Raw genomic sequence first — 18964 nt, forward strand, 5'->3', positions numbered from 1 at the left:
CAGCCCGTCCGGCGCTCGACGCGTAGTGGTGCGTCCCCCGTCCGCCGCCCCCGCTTGCGGGGCGGCCCGGTGTCCGGCAGATATGGAGTCACATTCCGGACAGGACGAACAGCTGGGAGACCCTGTGCGACGCCTACCCGTTCGCCGTCGGCACGCCGCGCTCGCCGTGCTGTCGGCCGGCATCCTGATCACGGCCGGCTGCGGCGAGGACAGCGTCGGCAAGGACGCGCGGGCGGCGAAAGCGGCACAGGCGGCGGCCGCGGCGAAGGTCACCCTCCAGCCCCTCGCCGCCCCGGGTCCCCACCCCTTCACCGAGTCCACCGCCGCGCCGATGCCGGACGCGGAGCCCTCACCACCCCCGTCGCCCAGCGAACCGGGCGCACCCAGCGAACCGGGTGATTCGAGCAGCCCCACCACGGGCCCCCAGACGCTGCGCTCCGTCTCCGGCGCCACCGCCGGGCTGTACGGCGGTACGAAGTCGACTCCCAGCTGCGACGTGGACGCGCAGGTCCGCCTGCTGACCGCCGACCGCGCCAAGGCCGCCGCCTTCGCCCGTGGCGCCGGCGTGGGCCCCACGTCCGTCCCGGCGTTCCTGCGCGGGCTCACGCCCGTCGTGCTGCGCGCCGACGTACGCGTCACCAACCACGGCTACCGGGACGGCGCGCCCGCCGCCTTCCAGGCCGTACTCCAGAGCGGCACCGCCGTCCTCGTGGACGACCGCGGGCTGCCCAGGGTCCGCTGCGCCTGCGGAAACCCGCTGCGCCCTGCCGTCGCGCTGCGCGCCGACGCGGTCCACCAGGGCACGCCGTGGAGCGGCTACCGGCCCGACCGGGTCGTCGTGGTCAACCGCAGCACCCAGGTCGTGAAGGCCCTGGTGATCGTCAACGCCGTGGACAACACGTGGCTGGAGCGCAAGACCGGCACCGACGGCGACCAGGACAAGAAGCCCGACGTGCCGCCGCCTTACCCCCCGGACACCGACATCATCGACCCGTCGCTGGAGCCGCCCGCGCCGGACGACGGCGGCTCGGACAGCCCGGACCCGGGCGGCTCCGATCCGGCCGTCCCGGATCCCGACGCGTCCGGGAGCGACCCGGCCCCCTCGCCGGACTGCCGCACGCCCGACGGCCCGGCGCCCGACGAGCAGTGGTCCGAGCCCATGGCGGACCCGCGCGACTGCCCCGCGCCGTCGGAGGATCCCGACGGCGGCGTCGACCCCGACTACCCGGTGATGCCGATGTCCCCGGAGCGGCCGGGCTCCGACGGACCGCCCGACGGCGACCCCGGCGCGCTGTCCGACCCGGGCGCGCTGTCCGACGACGGCTTCGTCCCCGCGACGCCCGAGGGCGACCCGGCCGGGCCCGCCACCTTCCAGGGCTGACCGGCCCGCACCCGGCGGGCCGGCCCGCCGCACCCGCGTACGCCGGACCGGTCGAGATATCCGACAAATGATGACAGAGTGACTCCATGGTTGATCGGGAAGCGGGGCCCCCGTCGCTCCCCGACGACTGGCCCGCGAAGCCGGAACTGAGCCTGGCCCTCAACGGCATGGGCTGCTTCGACTGGGATCTCGGCAGCGGTCTGCTCCACCTGGACCCGGTGGCGCTGGAGATCCTCGATCTGCGCGACGACGAGTACGACGGCACTCGCAGCAAGGTCATGGAGCGCCTGCCGCCCGGCGAGGGCGCCCGGCTCGACGCGCTCGTGGGCGAGGCGATCAGCGGCGGCGGCCTGGGTTACGGCGCCTACTTCCGCGTCCGGCGCCGTGACGGCACCCTGCGCTGGACCCACTCGCAGGGCTCCGTCCGTCGCGACGAGGCCGGCCGCCCGCGCCGTCTCATCGGCATCATCCGCGATGCCACCCAGGAACTCGCCGACTCGATGGCGCGGCTCGAACTCGACGAGGAGCGCCGGCGCCGCACCACCGTCGTCGAGGGCGCGACGGCCGCCCTCGCGCACGCCAGAACCGTCCAGGACGTCATCGACGTGCTGAAGGAGTCCGACGGCCTCGAACACCTCGGCGCCACCAGCATGGTCATGGGCCTCCTCGACTCGGGGCGTATCCATCTGGTCGCCGAGGGCCCGGCCGGCTCCTTCGTGCCGGGGACGCGCGTCACGCGGGTGGACGAGGAGTACCCGATGAGCGAGGTGATCCGTACGCTCGCCCCGCGGTTCATCGAGTCCGCGGACGACTTCGCCACGTCCTACTCGGGCCTGTGGCCCCACATCAGCCACCTCGGCATCACATCGGCGGCCTATCTGCCGCTGATCGCGCAGGGCCGCCCCATCGGGGCCGTCGGACTGCTCTACGGCGACAAGATCGGCTTCACCGCCGAGGACCGCAATCTGCTGGTCGCCCTCGGCAGCAGCATCGCGCAGAGCCTCCAGCGCGCCGTGCTCTTCGAGCAGGAGCACGATCTCGCCGAAGGGCTTCAGCAGGCGATGCTGCCGCGCCGGATCCCGGCCGTGGCCGGCGCGGAGATCGCCGTGCGCTACCGCTCGGCCCGGCTGGGCAGGGACGTCGGCGGTGACTGGTACGACGTCATCCCGCTGCCCGGCGGCCGGGTCGGTGCCGTCATCGGTGACGTACAGGGCCATGACACCGACGCCGCGGCCGTGATGGGACAGCTGCGGATCGTGCTGCGGGCGTACGCGGCCGAGGGCCACACCCCGGCCACGGTGATGGCTCGGGCCTCCGTCTTCCTGCATGAACTCGACACCGACCGCTTCGCGACCTGCGTCTACGCGGAGGTCGACCTGGCCACGGGCGTCGTCCGGATGGTCCGGGCCGGCCATGTCGATCCGATGATCCGGGACGTCGACGGCAGCTGCCGCCGGCTGCCCGCGGAGGGCGGACTGCCGCTGGGGCTCTCGGCGGAGTTCGGCCGGCTCGAATACCCCGTGAACACCGTCGAGCTGGATCCCGGGCAGACGCTGGTCCTCTACACCGACGGGCTGGTGGAGATGCCCGGCGCCGATCTGGACGAGGGCATGCAGCGACTGGCGGGCGTGATCGCGGGCGGCCCGCGCGATCTCCAGCAGCTGGCGGACCAGCTGTGCGCGGTGGTGGACGACCGGGGCGGCGAGGACGATGTCGCCGTACTGCTGCTGCGCAGGCGGGGCGCGTACGCGGGCAGGACCGGCGGCCGGCTTCAGCAGCATGTCGGGCAGAACGAACCCGAGGCCCTGTCGTCGGCGCGCCATATGGTCCGGGCGGCGGTACGGGCGTGGGGCGCGGAGGACCGGTCGGACGACATCGAGCTGGTGGCCGACGAGCTGATGACCAACGCGCTGACCCACACCGACGGCGCCGCGATCGTGACCGTCCGGGTGCTGCCGGGCGTGGAGCGGCGGCTGCGGCTGGAGGTCGAGGACCGGTCGAGCGCGCTGCCCCGGATCCGGGACGCGGGGGAGACGGGGGTCTCGGGGCGCGGTCTGGTGCTGGTGGACGTGCTGGCCGACGAGTGGGGTGTGGAGTCGCGCGGCAGCGGCAAGTGCGTGTGGAGCGAGTTCGTGGTCCCGGCCCGTCCGGTACGGAACGGCTGAGGGGGCCGCGACGGGCGTGGGGCGTTACAGTGACGCTAACTGAGCGTCACGCGTTCGTACTTGAACGTAACCGACCGCAAGCGATTGACTTGCGGCCTCCCGTTTCCCTTCGCGAGCCCCCAAGGCCACGAGGCCACGAGGCCCCACGACTCCCGGGACCTCCACGACCTCCCGAGACCTCCACGACCTCCAAGACCCCCAAGACATGAGGACCCCGTGACCACCGAGCTGCTGGCACCTCTCGACCTGGCCTTCTGGCATCTCGAATCCCCGGACCATCCGATGCACCTCGGCGCGCTCGCCGTCTTCGAGGCGCCGCCGGGCGCCGCCGACGACGAGGCGCTGCTGGATCTGCTGGCCACCCGCGCGGCGGCCGTCCCCCGGCTCCGGATGCGGGTGCGGGACGTGCTGCTGCCGGTGGGCGGCGCCGCGTGGAGCGTGGACGGGGACTTCGACGTACGCGGACACGTCAGGCACCTGGAACTGCCGCCCGGAGACTTCGCCGAGGAGAGCGCGCGGCTCGCCGGGCAATTGATGGAGCGGCCCCTGGAGCGCGGTATCCCGCCGTGGGAGATGTACCTCCTGACGGGCGGCGCCGCGCCGCATCCCGCGACGCCCGGCGGTGAACGGGCCGGGCGCCCCTTCGCCGTACTGGTGAAGCTGCACCACGCACTCGCGGACGGTATGCGCGCCGTGGCCATCGGCGCCGGGATCTTCGACCAGATCGCCGACGCGCGCGCCGCCGGCACCTGCCGCACCCGCCCCGTGCCGCCCCGCTCCTGGCTGCCCGGCCCCGCGCAGGTGGCCGACCTGGCGAAGGACCGGCTCGGCGATCTGGGCCGGGCGCTGGGGATCGGTGCCTCGGTCGTCCGCGCCAGCCGGCTCGACCTGCGCGCCACGACCGCCCTCGTGGCGGGCTCCAGCGGCACCCGGCGCCTCGCCACCGCCGTGCTGGCGCTGGAGGACGTACGGCAGGTGCGCAAGGCGCACGGCGGCACCGTCAACGACGTCCTACTCGCCACCGTGGCGGGCGCGCTGCGCCGCTGGATGCTGGAGCGGGGCGATCAACTGCCGGACTCCGACCCGCGCTCCGACCCGCGTGCCCTGGTGCCGGTCTCGGGGCGGCGGCCGAGCCGGGCCCGGCAGGGCGCCGGTGCGGGCGGCAGCTCCGGTTCGGGCAACATGTTCTCCGCGTATCTCCTGGGTCTGCCGGTCTCCGAGCCCGACCCGTCGGCCCGGCTCGCCGCCGTGCGCGAGGCCATGGACCGCAACAAGAAGGACGGTCCCTCGCGGGGCGCCGGAGCGGTCGCCGTACTCGCCGGACAGCTGCACCCGCTCGCGCACCGGCTCGGCGCGCCGTTCGCGGGCAGCGCCGCCCGGATCCTCTTCGACGTACTGGTGACGAGCGTGCCGCTGCCGCGCGCGACGCTGTCGTTCGGCGGCTGCCCGCTGCGCGAGATCTATCCGATGGCGCCGCTGGCGCGCGGCCAGTCCCTGGCCGTGGGGCTGACGACGTACGGCGGTCAGGTCCACGTGGGTCTCGTCGCCGACGGCAAGGCCGTGCCCGACCTCGGCGGGCTGGCGAAGAACATGAACGAGGAGCTGAACGCACTGCTCCGGCTGCCGGCGCCCACCGGAACCGCGGTGGCGGTCGGGTCAGACTTGGCGTGATAGGTCGGACAATTCCCGGCGCACCCGAGGCGCCCGGTGGCGTCCTCGATCCCCGGACAGACTGAATGGACACGGTCCGCTACGCGGCGGACTTCGGGGTCTCGAAGGTGTTGACGCCACCCAGTCATCCGATGAATATTCTGGGGTGTCAACTTCGGGGAGGCACAGCGCAATGCGGCAGAACACGCTCGGACGCGGCGAGGTCGGCGTATCCGAGCTCTCCTTCGGAACGGCCGGGATCGGCAATCTCTACACCCCCGTCGAACCGGAGCGGGCCGCCGCGGCGGTCGACGCCGCCTGGGACGCGGGCATCCGCTACTTCGACACCGCGCCGCACTACGGCATCGGCCTCGCCGAACGCCGGCTCGGTGAGGCCCTGCGCTCCCGGCCCCGCGCCGAGTACACGCTGTCGACCAAGGTGGGCCGGCTGCTGGAGCCCCTGCCGTTCGCGGACGGCGACGACCTGGCCAACGGCTTCGCCGTACGCGCCACGCACCGCCGCGTCTGGGACTTCAGCGCCGACGGCGTACGGCGCAGCATCGACGACAGCCTTCAACGGCTCGGCACCGACCGGATCGACACGGTCTATCTGCACGACCCGGACGAGCACGTCGCCGAGGCCTTCGGGCAGGCGTACCCCGCGCTGGAGCGGCTGCGCGCCGAGGGAGTCGTCGGCGCGATCGGCGCCGGAATGAACCAGACCGAAGTGCTCACCCGCTTCCTCCGGGACACGGACGTCGACGTCGTCCTGTGCGCCGGCCGCTACACGCTCCTCGACCAGTCCGCCCTCGCCGAACTGCTGCCCGAGGCCGCCGAGCGCGGCCGTAGCGTGGTCGTCGGCGGTGTCTTCAACTCCGGGCTGCTCGCCGACCCGCGCCCCGGCGCGACGTACGACTACACGGCCGCGCCGCCCGCGCTCCTGGAGCGCGCCCTGCGCATCAAGTCCGTCGCCGAGCGGCACGGCGTCCCGCTGCGCGCCGCCGCCATCGCCTACCCGCTGCGTCATCCGGCCGTCGTGAGTGTCCTCGTCGGGACGCGCTCCGCGGACGAGGTCGAGGACGCGGCGGACATGTACGGCCGCACCGTCCCCGACGCGCTCTGGGACGACCTGCGCGCCGAGGGCCTGCTGGAGGGCGAGGCCCGATGAGCGGAGCGCCGCCCCGGCAGCCGACCGCGACGGCACCTGTCGTGGATGCCCACCACCATGTGTGGGACCTGTCCGTACGCGACCAGGACTGGATCACCGGACCCACCATGGCACCCATCCGGCGGAACTTCGGCGTCGCCGACCTCGCGCCCGAGGCCCGCGCGGCCGGTGTCGGCGCCACCGTCCTCGTCCAGACCGTCACGGTCCCCGAGGAGACCCCCGAGTTCCTCGCCCTCGCCGACGCGAACGAGCTGATCGCCGGTGTCGTCGGCTGGACCGACCTCACCGCGCCCGATGTCGCCGACACCCTGGCCGCGCTGCGTGAACTGCCCGGCGGCGACAAGCTCGTGGGCATCCGGCACCAGGTCCAGGGCGAGCCCGACCCCGAGTGGCTGCTGCGTCCCGACGTGAAGGACGGGCTCGCCGCCGTGGCCGCCGCCGGGCTCGCGTACGACCTGGTCGTCCTGCCCCACCAGCTCCCGGCCGCGACCGCCGTCGCCGCGCTGCTGCCGCAGCTGACCTTCGTACTCGACCACCTCGGCAAGCCGCCCATCGCCTCCGGCGGCCTCGACCCCTGGGCGGGCCACATCCGGGCGCTGGCGGCCAGGCCGAACGCCGTCTGCAAGCTCTCCGGGATGGTGACCGAGGCCGAGTGGGACTCCTGGACGGCGGACACGCTGCGCCCGTACACCGAGACCGTGCTCGACGCGTTCGGCTCCGCACGCCTGATGTTCGGCTCGGACTGGCCGGTGTGCCGGCTGGCCGCCTCGTACGCCGAGGTCGTGGACGTCACCCGCACACTGACCGCCGACCTGAGCGAGAACGAGCGGCGGGCGGTCTTCGGCGCGACGGCCACGGCGGTCTACGGCCTGTGAGCCACCACTCAGGGCGTGCCCGGCGCCCGCCGGGCGTTCGGTCCGGCGCTGCGGCACCCTGGAGGCATGCCGGAAGTCCCCGAAGTCGAAGCGCTGCGTGAATTCCTCGACGGCCATCTGGTCGGCAAGGAGATCGTCCGCGTCCTGCCTCTGACGATCAACGTCCTCAAGACGTACGACCCGCCGCTCACGGCCGTGGAGGGCGCCACCGTCAGCGCGATCGAGCGGCACGGCAAGTGGCTCGACATCGTGGCGGGCGACTCCGGGCTGCATCTCGCGATCCATCTGGCCCGCGCCGGCTGGCTGCGCTGGAAGGACGAGTTCCCCGCGGTGCCGCCGCGCCCCGGGAAGGGGCCGCTGGCGCTGCGGACCGTGCTGGCCGAGGGCGACGGCTTCGACCTGACCGAGGCCGGCACCACCAAGCGGCTCGCCGTGCATCTCGTACGGGACCCCTTCGAGGTGCCCGCCATCGCGAGCCTCGGCCCCGACCCGCTCGACGACGCCTTCGACCGGGACGCGCTCGCCGCGCTGCTCGCGGGGGAACGGCGGCAGCTCAAGGGCGCCCTGCGGGACCAGCGGCTGATCGCGGGCATCGGCAACGCGTACAGCGACGAGATCCTGCACGCGGCGAAGATGTCGCCCTTCAAGCCGGTCCACAATCTGACCGACGACGAGATCACCGTCCTGTACGACGCGATGCGTACGACGCTGAACTCGGCGATCGAGCGTTCGCGCGGTGTCGCGGCGGGGCGGCTCAAGGCCGAGAAGAAGAGCGGGCTGCGGGTGCACGGCCGGGCGGGCGAGACGTGTCCGGTCTGCGGCGACACCATCAGGTCGGTCGCCTTCGCCGACTCGTCGCTCCAGTACTGCCCGACCTGCCAGACGGGCGGCAAACCGCTCGCCGACCGCAGGACGTCCCGGTTCCTCAAGTAGCCCGCCCGAGCCTCCCCGGCGTCACCCGCCTCGTACCGTCATCAGCCGCTGCCCGTCCGCCGTCCGTACCTCGAACCGGTCGATCTGGTACGGCCGCAGAGCGGCCCCGCCCCACGTGACCAGCGGACCGTCCGCGTCGCCACGGGCCGACCACGTCATCACGGTCTCCTCCGACCCGTCACGGCCCACGGCGACCAGCGCGCACACCCCGGCCGCCGCCGACTTCGACAGCTCCAGCGCGACATCGGTGCCCCAGCCCTTCTCCGCCGCCGTCACGACGGCCGCCGTCCCGGTCCTGCGATCCGTCGCCGTCCACCGCTCGGCGGTCGGCACCGTCGGCGAGCCGCCGCCCCGTTGCGCGTCCACGATCGCGAACGGGCCGCCCACCGCGATCACCACCGCCGCAGCGACCAGTGCCAGGCGCCGTCTGCGGCTCACCCGCCGCCGGGCGGCCGTCCCTTCGAGCATCCGGTGCAGCAGCTCCGGCCCCGCCGACACGAAGGGAGCCACCCGCGCGGGAGTGCCCCGGGTGAACTCGTCGAGCTGACCGCGCACCCCGTCGAAATCGCCCAACAGCAGTGTGCAGTGCGGGCAGTCCATGAGATGGTCCTCGAAGCGGAAGGCATCGGCCGCGTCGAGCACGCCCAGTGCGTAGGCGCCGACGTCGCGATGGATCTCCGGTGTCCGCATGCCTCCTGATACGGAGCGCGACGGCAAATCACTCAAGCCGACAGCCTTCTCCGGCCTTCTCCACCCGCCGATCCGGGCCCACCACGCTCCACAGCACCTAAACTTCCGCCCCATGCTGCGTGTACTGGCCGTGGACGACGAAGAGCCCGCCCTCGAAGAACTGCTGTACCTCCTGCGCGCCGACCCGCGGATTCGCAGTGCGGAGGGCGCCACGAGCGCGACCGAGGCGCTGCGCCGTATCGGGGCCGCCCTCGACGCCGGTCCCGACGACCCCGCCGCCGTCGACGTCGTCTTCCTCGACATCCACATGGCGGGGCTGACGGGGCTGGACGTCGCCAAGCTCCTGGCCGGTTTCGCCGAACCCCCGCTGATCGTCTTCGTCACCGCCCACGAGGGCTTCGCCGTCCAGGCGTTCGACCTCAAGGCCGTCGACTACGTGCTCAAGCCCGTCCGCCGGGAGCGGCTGGCCGAGGCCGTCCGGCGCGTCGCCGAACTGGTGGGGGAGCGCGGCCCCGTCGTGGACACCTCCACCGACCAGATCCCCGTCGAACTCGGCGGCGTGACCCGCTTCGTCCCCGTCGCCGACATCGTCTACGCCGAGGCCCAGGGCGACTACGCCAGACTCCACACCGACACCGGCAGCCATCTGGTCCGTATTCCGCTCACCACCCTGGAGGAGCGCTGGCGCTCCCGCGGTTTCGTACGCATCCACCGCCGCCATCTCGTCGCCCTCGCCCGTATCGACGAACTGCGCCTCGACGCGGGCGCCATGAGCGTGCGCGTCGGCGGCGCGGAACTGGCCGTCAGCAGACGGCACGCCAGAGCCGTACGCGATCTGCTGATGCGGCTGCCCGGCCGCTGACCAGGCCATTCGCAGGTGCGTACGGGGGAGCGCCGGGGCTTCCCTCCGCCTTGACGGTCTGCTTACACTCCGGCCCTGGCACCGCGACGACGCCTGAGGCACGAGGGGGAGGAGAGATCATGACGGCCGACTCCACCCCCAAGCGTGAGGTCGTCACCGGCGAGCCTCGCCGCGTACGTCCCCTGCCCCGCTACCGCGCCCAGGCCGAGATCGACGAGCAGACCGCGCTCGGCGACGCCTACGTCCGTTCCCTCATGCGCAGCCAACTCCGCGCCGGGCTCACCGCGTTCGCGCTGCTCGCCACGGTCGTCGGCACACTCCCGCTCGCGTTCGCCGCGCTGCGCGACACCACCGTCGTCTGGGTGGTGCTCGGCGTCGCCGCCTATCCGCTGCTGACCCTGCTGGCCTGGTGGTACGTGCGGCGCGCGGAGCGCAACGAGCGGGACTTCGCCCGGCTCGTGAAGGGCCGGCCGCTGCCGTGAGCCAGACCTACACGGTGACGGCCGTCGCCGTCGTCGTGGTCGCCACCGTCCTCGTCGGCGGCTTCGGCCTGCGTATATCCCGCACCACCTCCGACTTCTACGTGGCCTCCCGCACCGTACGGCCCGGCCTCAACGCCGCCGCGATCAGCGGCGAGTACCTCTCCGCCGCCTCCTTCCTCGGCATCGCGGGACTGCTCCTGCTGCACGGCCCGGACATGCTCTGGTACCCGGTCGGCTACACCGCCGGCTATCTGGTCCTGCTGATCTTCGTCGCCGCCCCGCTGCGCCGCTCCGGCGCGTACACCCTCCCCGACTTCGCCGAAGGGCGCCTGGAGTCGCGCCCCGCGCGGCGCGTGGTCAGCGCGCTGGTCGTCGGCGCGGGCTGGCTCTACTTGGTGCCGCAGCTCCAAGGGGCGGGCCTGACGCTGGAGATCCTGACCGGCGCGCCGAACTGGTTCGGTGCCGTCCTCGTCGCCGTCGTCGTCGTGGTGGCCGTCGCGGCGGGCGGCATGCGCAGCATCACCTTCGTGCAGGCCTTCCAGTACTGGCTCAAGCTCACGGCCCTGCTCGTCCCGGCGATCTTCCTGCTGCTGGCCTGGCAGGGCGACGGGCGGCCCCCGATCGACTTCGACCTCACCGAGATGTCGAGCCGCGCGGACCACCCGCTGTACGCGACGTACGGACTGATCGTCGCCACCTTCCTCGGCACCATGGGCCTGCCGCACGTCGTGGTCCGCTTCTACACCAGCCCCAACGGCCGGGCGGCCCGCCGCACGACCGTCGGCGTCCTCGCCCTGATCGGCGGCTTCTATCTGCTGCCGCCGGTGTACGGCGCGCTCGGCCGGCTGTACGCGCCCGCGCCCGCCCTCGGTACGGATGCCGACGCCGCCGTGCTGCTGCTGCCCGACCTGGTCATCGGGGGCACGGCGGGCGATCTGCTCGGGGCCCTCGTCGCGGGCGGCGCCTTCGCCGCGTTCCTCTCCACCGCCTCCGGTCTGACCATGGCCGTCGCCGGGGTGCTCACCCAGGACGTGCTGCCCTCGCGCGGCGTACGGCACTTCCGGCTGGCCACGCTGCTCGCGATCCTCGTACCGCTCGGCGGCTCGCTGGTGGTGAGCGGCCTGCCGGTGGCCGACGCCGTCGCGATGGCCTTCGCCGTCTCCGCCTCGTCGTTCTGCCCGCTGCTGGTGCTCGGCATCTGGTGGCGGCGGCTCACCCCGCCCGGCGCGATCGCCGGGCTGCTCCTCGGCGGCGGCTCGGCGCTGGTGGCCATCGGGATCACGGTCAGCGGCGCCGTACGGTCGGGCTGGCCGAACGCCCTGCTCGCCTGGCCCGCCGTCTGGTCGGTGCCCGTCGGGTTCCTCGCGATGATCCTGGTGTCGCTGGCCACCCAGTCGCGGATACCGCCCGGGACCAAGGCGGCCATGACCCGTTTCCATCTCCCGGAGGCCCTGATGCCCCGCGCCAGAGGAGGCCCCCGATGAGCGGCGCGGCCCTCACGGTCCTGATCGTGCTCGGCGCGCTGCTGCTCGCCGGGGGCTTCCTGCTCGGCCGCCGCGGCGGGCGCGGACGCCCGGACCGGACCAGCGACGTCGGTACGCCCGTCGAGCACGCCACCTTCGAGACCCTGCACACCGCGTCGCTCGCCGCGCCGCCCCTGCGCGCCGGACTCACCGAGGAGAGCGCGGGCAAGGCCGCCCGCCGACTGCGCTCGCTGCTCGGGACGGACGCGCTCTGCCTCACCGACCGGGACCGGGTGCTCGCCTGGGACGGACTCGGCGAGCACCACGGCAAGCATGTGATGGACCATGTGCAGGCCCTGCTCGCCAGCGGGCGCGACACGGCCTTCGCCAGCGGGTGCGGCGATCTCGACTGCCCGCTGCGCTGGGGGGTCGCCGTGCCGCTGACCGTCGACCACCGGGTGCTCGGCACGCTCGTCGCGTACGCGCCACGGGAGTCCGCGGTCCTCGCGCGCGCCGCGGGCGAGGTCGCGCGCTGGGTCTCCGTACAGCTCGAACTCGCCGAACTCGACCGCTCCCGCACCCAGTTGATCGAGGCGGAGATCAAGGCGCTGCGCGCCCAGATCTCGCCGCACTTCATCTTCAACTCGCTGGCCGCCATCGCCTCGTTCGTCCGGACCGACCCCGAGCGCGCCCGCGAACTGCTCCTGGAATTCGCCGACTTCACGCGCTACTCGTTCCGCAGGCACGGGGACTTCACCACCCTCGCCGACGAACTGCACTCCATCGACCAGTACTTGGCGCTCGTCCGGGCCCGCTTCGGCGATCGGCTGTCGGTCACTCTCCAGGTCGCGCCCGAGGTGCTGCCGGTCGCGATGCCGTTCCTCTGCCTCCAGCCGCTCGTCGAGAACGCGGTCAAGCACGGACTCGAAGGCAAGATCACGATGAGCCACATCACCATCAGCGCGCTCGACGCCGGTTCGGAGGCGGAGGTGGTGATCGAGGACGACGGGGTGGGGATGGACCCGGAGCGACTGCGCCAGATCCTGCGCGGCGAGGGCGGTCTGTCCACGGGCATCGGACTGCTCAACGTGGACGAGCGGCTGCGCCAGGTGTACGGGGACGACTACGGGCTCGTCATCGAGACGGGGGTGGGGGCGGGGATGCGGATCACCGTACGGATCCCCAAGTACCGCGCGGGCGTGCACGGCACGTGACGTCCGGAGCAGCGCGCACAGCGAGTACAGCGGGTGCAGCGCCCGACGTTCAGAACAGATGGATCGCCAGATGCCCCAGCGGTAGCCCGAGCTGCCACGCCGGGGTCCACACCTGCGGCCCCTCCTCCTCGTGCCGCTCCGTGTCCCCGCCGCCGCCCGTGAGGGGATCGCCGCCGGGCGCGCCCACCGCGTCGAGGTCCGGGGCCAGCAGTTCGGTCTCCTCCAGCCATCGCCAGGCGGCCAGGGCCAGCTCCAGATCCGGGTCGGGGCGGGCGGTGCCGGACCGTTCCGCCTGGCACGCGCGGGTCTCCAGCAGGTCGAGCTGGTGACAGACCCATTCACGCCAACCGGTGCCGTACGCGGTCAGCGTCCGCCACTCGGCCATCCGCGCCACGCCGCCGGGGCCGCCGACCGGCCCGTCGGACAGGTAGATGGTCAGGGCGAGGGCGTCGCGGCCTGCCCGGTACTCAAGTGTGGTGGGCGGCATCAGATCGCCGGTGCGCAGTAGTTCGTCGGCGATGTACTCCGCGTACATCCATGCCATGGGGACGAGCAGGCCGCCACCACCGCCTTCGTCATGACGTTCCGGACGCATGGTTTTCCGCCTTCCTTCCTCTCCGGGGACGCTGCTTCACGGAGCATTGAACCGGCGGCCGGTGCCCAGCGTGGCCAGAAGAGCAGGATCGGACGGCGGACCGGAGGCGATTGTGACGGGTGAGGCCGACGGTGACCGACATGTGCGGTCGCAGCTCGGTGCCTACGCGCTGGGAGCTCTCACACCCGAGGAGGACCGGCTGATCGCCGGGCACCTGGACGGCTGCGCGAGCTGCGCCGCCGCCTATGCGGAGGTGGCCGATGGCGCGGCGCTCCTCGCACTCTTGGACGAGGAGGACCTGTGGTAGCCGGGCAGGGAGCGGCCGAGGGCGCGCAGCGCGTAGTAGGAGCGGGACTTGACGGTGCCGGCCGGAATGCCGAGCACCTGCGCGGCCTCGACCACGCTCAGCCCCTTGAAGTAGATCTGCCCGAGTACGGCGCGGTGCTCCGGGCTCAACGCCTTCACCGCCTCGCGCACGTCGAGCGCGGCGACGGAGCGTTCCGTGGGATCGCCGGGTTCCGGGGTGGCTTCGAGGACGCCGTCGCTGACCTCGGCCGGGCGGGCGAGACGTGAGCGGCGGGCGTCGATCGCCAGTCGGCGGCCCACCGTGAAGAGCCAGGGCCGCATGGACTCGTAGGGGCCCTCGAACGCCTCCGGGTGCTGCCAGGCGCGGACCAGTGTCTCCTGGAGCAGGTCCTCGGCGCGCTGCCGGTCGCCGTAGGTCAGACCGAGCAGGAAGTGGAGCAGCGCGGGGCCGTGGTCGCGCTGCAACTCCGTCAGCGCCCGCTCGTCGGTCGTCGCCGTGGCCGTGGCGGTGGTCATCGTGAACGTCCCTTCTCGCGGGGGTCGTCGGCGTCGGCGTCGCTGCCGTTGGCGTATCGGAACGCATCCGGTGTGTCCGGGGACAGACGGCTCACAAGGGTCTGCGACGAGCGGTCGCTCCGCGCGGCGAGTGGTGCGGTGAACGGTTCGGCCGATCCCTTTCGTCCATTTCAGGTACTTGGCCTCGTTCGCAGCATTAATCACATTAATATGAAGAATGCATGCGTTGACCGTTTGGTCGCCTTCCTCGTCCATGAAGGAGCCTGACCGATGACGACGCGCATGCGACACGGAGCGGTGGCCGCCGCGGCCCTGCTGCTCGGCACGGCCGCGGGATGCGCCGGACCCGGCACGGCGGACTCGCTCCTCGACCGGCCCGTCGGGAGCGGGAACGGGCCCGGCCCTTCGGCGGCGGGAGGTGCCGCACCGCAGCGCGGGTTCACGCTCGTCGCCTCCGGGGACGTCCTGCCGCACGACTCCGTCATCAGCCGCGCCAACGCGGACGCGGGCGGCGCGGGCCACGACTTCGTACCGATGTTCGCCGGGGTGAAGCCCGTCGTCTCGGCCGCCGATGTGGCGATCTGTCACATGGAGACGGTGTACGGCCCCGAGGGCGGGCCCTTCACCGGCTACCCGTCGTTCAAGTCACCGCCCGAGATCGCCGCCGCGCTCAAGGCGACCGGCTACGACTCCTGCTCCACCGCCTCCAACCACACCCTGGACGCCGGCGCCGAGGGCATCGGCCGCACGCTCGGCGCGCTCGACAGGGCCGGGGTCAAGCACACCGGTTCGGCGCGTTCGGCCGAGGAGGACAACCGGCCCGCGCTGCTCGACGCCGGCGGCGCGAAGGTCGCCCAGCTCGCGTACACGTACGACACCAACGGCAACCCCCTGCCCGAGGGGCAGCCCTGGGCCGTCGACCTGATCGACGAGGAGAGGATCGTCGCCGACTCGCGGGCCGCCCGCGCGGCGGGCGCCGACGTCGTCGTGGTGAGCATGCACTGGGGTACGGAGTGGCAGACGGCGCCCGACGAGAAGCAGCTCGAACTCGGCGAACGGCTCACCGCCTCCACGACGGGGGGCCGCCCCGACATCGACCTGATCATCGGCACGCACGTCCATGCCCCGCAGGCGTACGAGAAGGTCAACGGCACCTGGATCGTCTACGGCATGGGGGACCAGATCGCCGGCGACATGATCAACAACGCCGGAGAGTTCGACCCGCGCGGCACGCAGGGCTCGATCGGCCGGTTCACCTTCGCGCCGCCCGCCGTCAAGGGGGAGCGCTGGGCCGTGACAAAGGCGGAGTTCGTCCCGCAGGCCATGGACAACAGTGTCGGACGGGTGGTCAATCTGTCGCAGGCGCTGGACGACGACCCGTCGAGGGACGACTACCGGGCCACGAGGTCCGCGATCGAGGCGGCGGTCCTCGGGCGCGGCGCCGCCAAGGACGGCCTCACGATGGGCCGTTGAGCCCCTGGGGCGCGGCGTTCTACGGAACGACCGTCACCGGCCAGCGGCCCGCCTTGACCAGCCGCACCGCCACGGAGCCGATGAACCGGTGCCCTGCCGACTCCGACGCGCCCACCACCACGGCGTCCGCCTTGAGGTCGTCGGCCGCGGTGACCAGCCCGTTGTAGGGGTCGCCGCGCAGGGTGTGGAACTCCCAGCGGACGTCCCAGATCCCTCTGACCTGTTCCGCGCTGGTGCGGATCTGCTCCGCGAGACCCTCGGCGATCTCCCCGGTCGTGTCGGCGACCGGGGCACCGAGCGCGGCCCCCGACGACATCAGCGGCTGGACGTAGACGATGGCGAGCAGGGCGTTCTGCCGTCGGGCGAGACCACCGGCGTACGCCGCCGCGCGGAGGGACGACTCGGAGCCGTCCACCCCGGCGACGATCACCTTGGGGCCGTCGGTTCCGCGTTCGAAGGGGGAGGGCTGCTGATCCGTCACGGCAGCGAGGCTATCGGCTCCCGGACGGCGTCCCTCCGGGGGTCCGCCCGGCGGTGGTTTCGCAGGGTTTTGGTCGGGCGGGATTTGTCGGACAGGTCCTGGAGTGCGGCGTATGGGCGTCGGCTTGGGGCCGGGCCGGTGTCGCCGAAGCTCATCGGCTCATCCCATCGGGTGTTTTCCCCGTCCTCCCCGGTGTCGGTGAGGGACAGGACGCACCGGCCGTGCGAGCCATTGGCCATGGAAGCCATCAAAAGGGACCAGATGATTCCGGGGCGCCGGGCCGCGCTCCGTATCGCCGCCGTCCTCGGGGCCGTCGGGCTGACCCGGTTGCTGACCGCGGGCGACGCCCAGACGCCGGGCCGTCCTGCTGCCGGGAGCCCGCCGGGGGCTGCCCCGGCGGCAGGACCGCAGGCGGCCTTGCCCCGGCGGCCGTCGGCCTACAGGCTGAGCCCCATGACGGAGTTCCAGCAGCCGCCCGACCAACGGCCCGCCAGGCTTCCCGTACGCAAGGAGCCCTTCCTGGAGATGCCGGACCTGGGCCACTCCATGGTGCTCACCTTCGACGACGGGCCCGATCCGCACTACACCCCCGGCATCCTCAAGACGCTGCGCGCGCACGATGTACGGGCGATGTTCTTCGTCTGCGGCGAGATGGCCAAGGACCAGCGCGACCTGCTGCGCGAGATGGCCGACGACGGGCACATCGTGGGCAACCACACCTGGTCGCACCCGGAGTTGCCGAAGCTGGGGCCGGCCAAGATCCGTGCGGAGATGGAGCGCACGAGCGAGGTGATCGAGCGGACGCTGGGCCGTCCGCCGGTCTGGTTCCGCGCCCCGTACGGCTCCTGGAACCGGCACACCTTCGAGATCGGCGCCGACCTCGGCATGGAGCCGCTCGCCTGGACCGTCGACACCCTCGACTGGAAGTCACCCGGCACCGGGAAGATCGTCCGCACGGTGCTCGACGGGGCGGCGCCGGGGGTCGTGGTGCTGTCGCACGACGCGGGCGGCGACCGCTCGCAGAGTGTGGCCGCGCTCCGCGAGTATCTGCCCGGACTGCTGAAGGACGGCTACGGCATCACCGTACCGAGGCCCTGAGTACCGAGGCCCTGACGGCCGCGGCGGGTGGGACGGCGCGCGCCCCGTCCCACCCACCCATCCCCGTAAGGGGATCGACCCACCGCTCAGCGGGTCTCCACCAGCCGGGCGAAGACCACGACGTTGCCCTCGTAGCCGCCCGCCTTCGAGTAGCCGCCGCCACAGGTGATGACGCGCAGTTCGGAGTGACCGGTGTCGCCGTACACCCGCGCGCCCGGGAAGTCGTTCTTGGAGAAGACCTCCACGCCGTAGATCTCGAACACCGCCACCCGCTCGTCGAAGCGGGTCACCTCGATGTGCTCGCCCTTGCTCAGCGAGCCGAGGCCGTAGAAGACCGCGGGGCCCGCCTGGTTGTCGACATGGCCCACGACGACCGCGGTGCCGCGCTGGCCGGGGGCGACGCCGTTCTGGTACCAGCCCGCCATGTTGGCGTCCTGGGGAGGCGGGGCGGCGATCCAGCCCTCCGGGTCGAGCCCCACGTCCATCACGGGCGCGTCGACCTTGATCGCCGGAATCGTCACGCGGGACATGGGCGCGTACGGCAGCGGCTTGACGATGGGGACGCTCGCGGGCTCGGTCACCGCCTCCTGCCGGGTGTCCAGCGCCGCCGCCGAGGCCGGCTGGGGCGGTCCGAGGGACACGTCCGCCCCGTTCCGCATCAGTGCGAGACCAGAGAGCATGACAAGAGCCAGAACGCCCCAGGGCGAGCGTCTCCTCGACTCCGAGCCGCCGTGGTCCAGGCCCATGGTTCTCCCTTCGTGGGCGCCTGGTAGGCACGCTAAGCGCGGCGGTCCGGGTCGGCGAGAACTGGAGGGCGAATGGGTGGTGCGGCCGTCCGCGCCGGACCAACTGCCCCATTCGAGTAGTCGTCGTATAAAAGTTCTGACGGTCTGTGACCTGCGGGTCCGTCAGATCCTGGCGCGTTCCGTCGGCGTGTCGCCTCACCGGGGTGGACCAGTGCCGAAATGCGTCGCATGTGCTGTCCGGTGATGGTTCGTCATGGAGGGCGTACTCGTCGAATTTCCCGGAGCACCGCTTTGGGGCGTCTTCCGCTGGAGGCTCAACGATGCGTGCTTCACGCGCTCTCACGGTGACTGCCGCGGCCTGCGCCGCCGTGGCGCTCTCCGCCCCGCTGGCCGGGGCCACCAACGGTCCGAGGGACATCACCGTCAACCCCTTCTCCGTCCACCAGGGCGGTACGTTGCACATCACCGCCCAGGGCTGCGGCCACGGCGGCCATGTCACGTCCAACGCCTTCCCCAAGGCGCAGCTCTCGGTGAACGCCTCGGGCCACTCGGAGGCCAGGGCCCGTATCCACAACCACGCCACTCCGGGCGACTACAACCTGTCCGTCAAGTGCAGCGACAACAGCCGCATCGCGACCCACCGCTTCCGCGTGCTGGCCGGCCAGGGCTCGGAGGGTGGCCTCGGTGGCTCCATCGGCCCCAGCTCGACCGAGATGGCGGTCGGCGCCGGTCTGGTCGCCACGGCCGCGGTCGGCGGTACGTTCTTCATCGCCCGCCGCCGTCGTACGAGCGACTCGCTCGTCTGACCGGCCGGACCTCCGTACGGCGAACGCCCGTCGCCCCAAGTCCCGAACAGGACTTGGGGC

Annotated in this window: 19 protein-coding genes; 14 read left to right on the forward strand and 5 right to left on the reverse strand. The window is 72.6% G+C overall.

The window, feature by feature from the left end:
* The first annotated feature begins 124 nt into the window (after nt 1-124).
* The 6 genes from ACFT9I_RS38220 (at nt 125) to ACFT9I_RS38245 (ending at nt 8172) form a co-directional block, all read left to right on the forward strand.
* Nucleotides 125-1381: a DUF6777 domain-containing protein gene (locus ACFT9I_RS38220; protein ID WP_382572163.1), complete on the forward strand. Its 1257-nt coding sequence runs from the start codon at nt 125-127 to the stop codon at nt 1379-1381.
* 86 nt (nt 1382-1467) lie between these two features.
* A complete protein-coding gene (locus ACFT9I_RS38225; RefSeq protein WP_382572164.1) occupies nt 1468-3546 on the forward strand; it encodes a SpoIIE family protein phosphatase in 2079 nt (692 codons plus the stop codon).
* A gap of 216 nt (nt 3547-3762) precedes the next feature.
* Nucleotides 3763-5217 (forward strand): wax ester/triacylglycerol synthase family O-acyltransferase, encoded by a 1455-nt coding sequence (locus ACFT9I_RS38230; RefSeq protein WP_382572166.1) that lies wholly within the window; start codon nt 3763-3765, stop codon nt 5215-5217.
* A gap of 172 nt (nt 5218-5389) precedes the next feature.
* Nucleotides 5390-6364, forward strand: coding sequence for an aldo/keto reductase (locus ACFT9I_RS38235; RefSeq protein ID WP_382572168.1), 975 nt, complete (start codon nt 5390-5392; stop codon nt 6362-6364).
* Entirely contained in the window at nt 6361-7239 is an 879-nt protein-coding gene (locus tag ACFT9I_RS38240) for an amidohydrolase family protein (protein WP_382572169.1), read from the forward strand. The genes ACFT9I_RS38235 and ACFT9I_RS38240 overlap by 4 nt, the downstream gene beginning before the upstream one ends.
* Nucleotides 7240-7305: 66 nt before the next feature.
* A complete protein-coding gene (locus tag ACFT9I_RS38245; protein ID WP_382572171.1) occupies nt 7306-8172 on the forward strand; it encodes an Fpg/Nei family DNA glycosylase in 867 nt (288 codons plus the stop codon).
* Nucleotides 8173-8193: 21 nt separating this feature from the next.
* Here ACFT9I_RS38245 and ACFT9I_RS38250 read toward each other — a convergent pair whose 3' ends face one another.
* Complete coding sequence (locus tag ACFT9I_RS38250) at nt 8194-8862, reverse strand: zf-HC2 domain-containing protein (protein ID WP_382572173.1); 669 nt, start codon at nt 8860-8862, stop codon at nt 8194-8196.
* 112 nt (nt 8863-8974) lie between these two features.
* Between ACFT9I_RS38250 and ACFT9I_RS38255 the strand changes: the two genes are divergently transcribed.
* The 4 genes from ACFT9I_RS38255 to ACFT9I_RS38270 all read left to right on the forward strand — a co-directional run bounded on the left by ACFT9I_RS38255 (nt 8975) and on the right by ACFT9I_RS38270 (nt 12883).
* Nucleotides 8975-9724 (forward strand): LytR/AlgR family response regulator transcription factor, encoded by a 750-nt coding sequence (locus tag ACFT9I_RS38255; protein WP_382572174.1) that lies wholly within the window; start codon nt 8975-8977, stop codon nt 9722-9724.
* A 119-nt stretch (nt 9725-9843) separates the two neighbouring features.
* Nucleotides 9844-10206 (forward strand): hypothetical protein, encoded by a 363-nt coding sequence (locus ACFT9I_RS38260; protein WP_382572175.1) that lies wholly within the window; start codon nt 9844-9846, stop codon nt 10204-10206.
* A complete protein-coding gene (locus tag ACFT9I_RS38265; protein ID WP_382572177.1) occupies nt 10203-11690 on the forward strand; it encodes a cation acetate symporter in 1488 nt (495 codons plus the stop codon). Before ACFT9I_RS38260 ends, ACFT9I_RS38265 begins: the two co-directional genes overlap by 4 nt.
* A complete protein-coding gene (locus ACFT9I_RS38270) occupies nt 11687-12883 on the forward strand; it encodes a sensor histidine kinase (protein WP_382572178.1) in 1197 nt (398 codons plus the stop codon). Before ACFT9I_RS38265 ends, ACFT9I_RS38270 begins: the two co-directional genes overlap by 4 nt.
* 49 nt (nt 12884-12932) lie before the next feature.
* Here ACFT9I_RS38270 and ACFT9I_RS38275 read toward each other — a convergent pair whose 3' ends face one another.
* On the reverse strand, nt 12933-13478 hold the full coding sequence (locus tag ACFT9I_RS38275) for a hypothetical protein (protein WP_382572179.1): 546 nt from the start codon (nt 13476-13478) through the stop codon (nt 12933-12935).
* Here ACFT9I_RS38275 and ACFT9I_RS38280 point away from each other — a divergent pair.
* Nucleotides 13477-13785, forward strand: coding sequence for a zf-HC2 domain-containing protein (locus ACFT9I_RS38280; protein WP_382572181.1), 309 nt, complete (start codon nt 13477-13479; stop codon nt 13783-13785). The two genes, ACFT9I_RS38275 and ACFT9I_RS38280, sit on opposite strands and share 2 nt — an antisense overlap.
* On the opposite strand, the gene ACFT9I_RS38285 is transcribed toward ACFT9I_RS38280, so the two are convergent.
* Nucleotides 13722-14300: a sigma-70 family RNA polymerase sigma factor gene (locus ACFT9I_RS38285; RefSeq protein ID WP_382572182.1), complete on the reverse strand. Its 579-nt coding sequence runs from the start codon at nt 14298-14300 to the stop codon at nt 13722-13724. The two genes, ACFT9I_RS38280 and ACFT9I_RS38285, sit on opposite strands and share 64 nt — an antisense overlap.
* 270 nt (nt 14301-14570) lie before the next feature.
* On the opposite strand from ACFT9I_RS38285, the gene ACFT9I_RS38290 reads away from it, so the two are divergent.
* Nucleotides 14571-15773, forward strand: coding sequence for a CapA family protein (locus ACFT9I_RS38290; protein WP_382572183.1), 1203 nt, complete (start codon nt 14571-14573; stop codon nt 15771-15773).
* A 19-nt stretch (nt 15774-15792) separates the two neighbouring features.
* Here ACFT9I_RS38290 and ACFT9I_RS38295 read toward each other — a convergent pair whose 3' ends face one another.
* Complete coding sequence (locus tag ACFT9I_RS38295; protein ID WP_382572184.1) at nt 15793-16254, reverse strand: universal stress protein; 462 nt, start codon at nt 16252-16254, stop codon at nt 15793-15795.
* 237 nt (nt 16255-16491) lie between these two features.
* Here ACFT9I_RS38295 and ACFT9I_RS38300 point away from each other — a divergent pair, with 237 nt between their 5' ends.
* Nucleotides 16492-17352, forward strand: a complete 861-nt coding sequence (locus tag ACFT9I_RS38300; RefSeq protein WP_382572186.1) for a polysaccharide deacetylase family protein — start codon at nt 16492-16494, stop codon at nt 17350-17352.
* A gap of 86 nt (nt 17353-17438) precedes the next feature.
* Here the strand turns inward: ACFT9I_RS38300 and ACFT9I_RS38305 are convergent, their stop codons facing one another.
* Entirely contained in the window at nt 17439-18098 is a 660-nt protein-coding gene (locus ACFT9I_RS38305) for a class F sortase (RefSeq protein WP_382572187.1), read from the reverse strand.
* A 320-nt stretch (nt 18099-18418) separates the two neighbouring features.
* Between ACFT9I_RS38305 and ACFT9I_RS38310 the strand changes: the two genes are divergently transcribed.
* Nucleotides 18419-18904, forward strand: coding sequence for a hypothetical protein (locus ACFT9I_RS38310; RefSeq protein WP_382572188.1), 486 nt, complete (start codon nt 18419-18421; stop codon nt 18902-18904).
* Nucleotides 18905-18964 lie beyond the last annotated feature (60 nt).

The organism is Streptomyces sp. NPDC057137 (assembly GCF_042670825.1).
Lineage (GTDB): Bacteria > Actinomycetota > Actinomycetes > Streptomycetales > Streptomycetaceae > Streptomyces.

What these genes read in the sequence shown, in the direction of transcription:
- ACFT9I_RS38255 (WP_382572174.1), top strand. Translation starts at nt 8,975, where the DNA reads ATGCTGCGTGTACTGGCCGTGGACGACGAAGAGCCCGCCCTCGAAGAA.
- ACFT9I_RS38240 (WP_382572169.1), top strand. Translation starts at nt 6,361, where the DNA reads ATGAGCGGAGCGCCGCCCCGGCAGCCGACCGCGACGGCACCTGTCGTG.
- ACFT9I_RS38290 (WP_382572183.1), top strand. Translation starts at nt 14,571, where the DNA reads ATGACGACGCGCATGCGACACGGAGCGGTGGCCGCCGCGGCCCTGCTG.
- ACFT9I_RS38300 (WP_382572186.1), top strand. Translation starts at nt 16,492, where the DNA reads ATGGAAGCCATCAAAAGGGACCAGATGATTCCGGGGCGCCGGGCCGCG.
- ACFT9I_RS38310 (WP_382572188.1), top strand. Translation starts at nt 18,419, where the DNA reads ATGCGTGCTTCACGCGCTCTCACGGTGACTGCCGCGGCCTGCGCCGCC.
- ACFT9I_RS38250 (WP_382572173.1), bottom strand. Translation starts at nt 8,862, where the DNA reads ATGCGGACACCGGAGATCCATCGCGACGTCGGCGCCTACGCACTGGGC.
- ACFT9I_RS38285 (WP_382572182.1), bottom strand. Translation starts at nt 14,300, where the DNA reads ATGACCACCGCCACGGCCACGGCGACGACCGACGAGCGGGCGCTGACG.
- ACFT9I_RS38245 (WP_382572171.1), top strand. Translation starts at nt 7,306, where the DNA reads ATGCCGGAAGTCCCCGAAGTCGAAGCGCTGCGTGAATTCCTCGACGGC.
- ACFT9I_RS38260 (WP_382572175.1), top strand. Translation starts at nt 9,844, where the DNA reads ATGACGGCCGACTCCACCCCCAAGCGTGAGGTCGTCACCGGCGAGCCT.
- ACFT9I_RS38275 (WP_382572179.1), bottom strand. Translation starts at nt 13,478, where the DNA reads ATGCGTCCGGAACGTCATGACGAAGGCGGTGGTGGCGGCCTGCTCGTC.
- ACFT9I_RS38235 (WP_382572168.1), top strand. Translation starts at nt 5,390, where the DNA reads ATGCGGCAGAACACGCTCGGACGCGGCGAGGTCGGCGTATCCGAGCTC.
- ACFT9I_RS38225 (WP_382572164.1), top strand. Translation starts at nt 1,468, where the DNA reads ATGGTTGATCGGGAAGCGGGGCCCCCGTCGCTCCCCGACGACTGGCCC.
- ACFT9I_RS38305 (WP_382572187.1), bottom strand. Translation starts at nt 18,098, where the DNA reads ATGGGCCTGGACCACGGCGGCTCGGAGTCGAGGAGACGCTCGCCCTGG.
- ACFT9I_RS38270 (WP_382572178.1), top strand. Translation starts at nt 11,687, where the DNA reads ATGAGCGGCGCGGCCCTCACGGTCCTGATCGTGCTCGGCGCGCTGCTG.
- ACFT9I_RS38280 (WP_382572181.1), top strand. Translation starts at nt 13,477, where the DNA reads ATGGTTTTCCGCCTTCCTTCCTCTCCGGGGACGCTGCTTCACGGAGCA.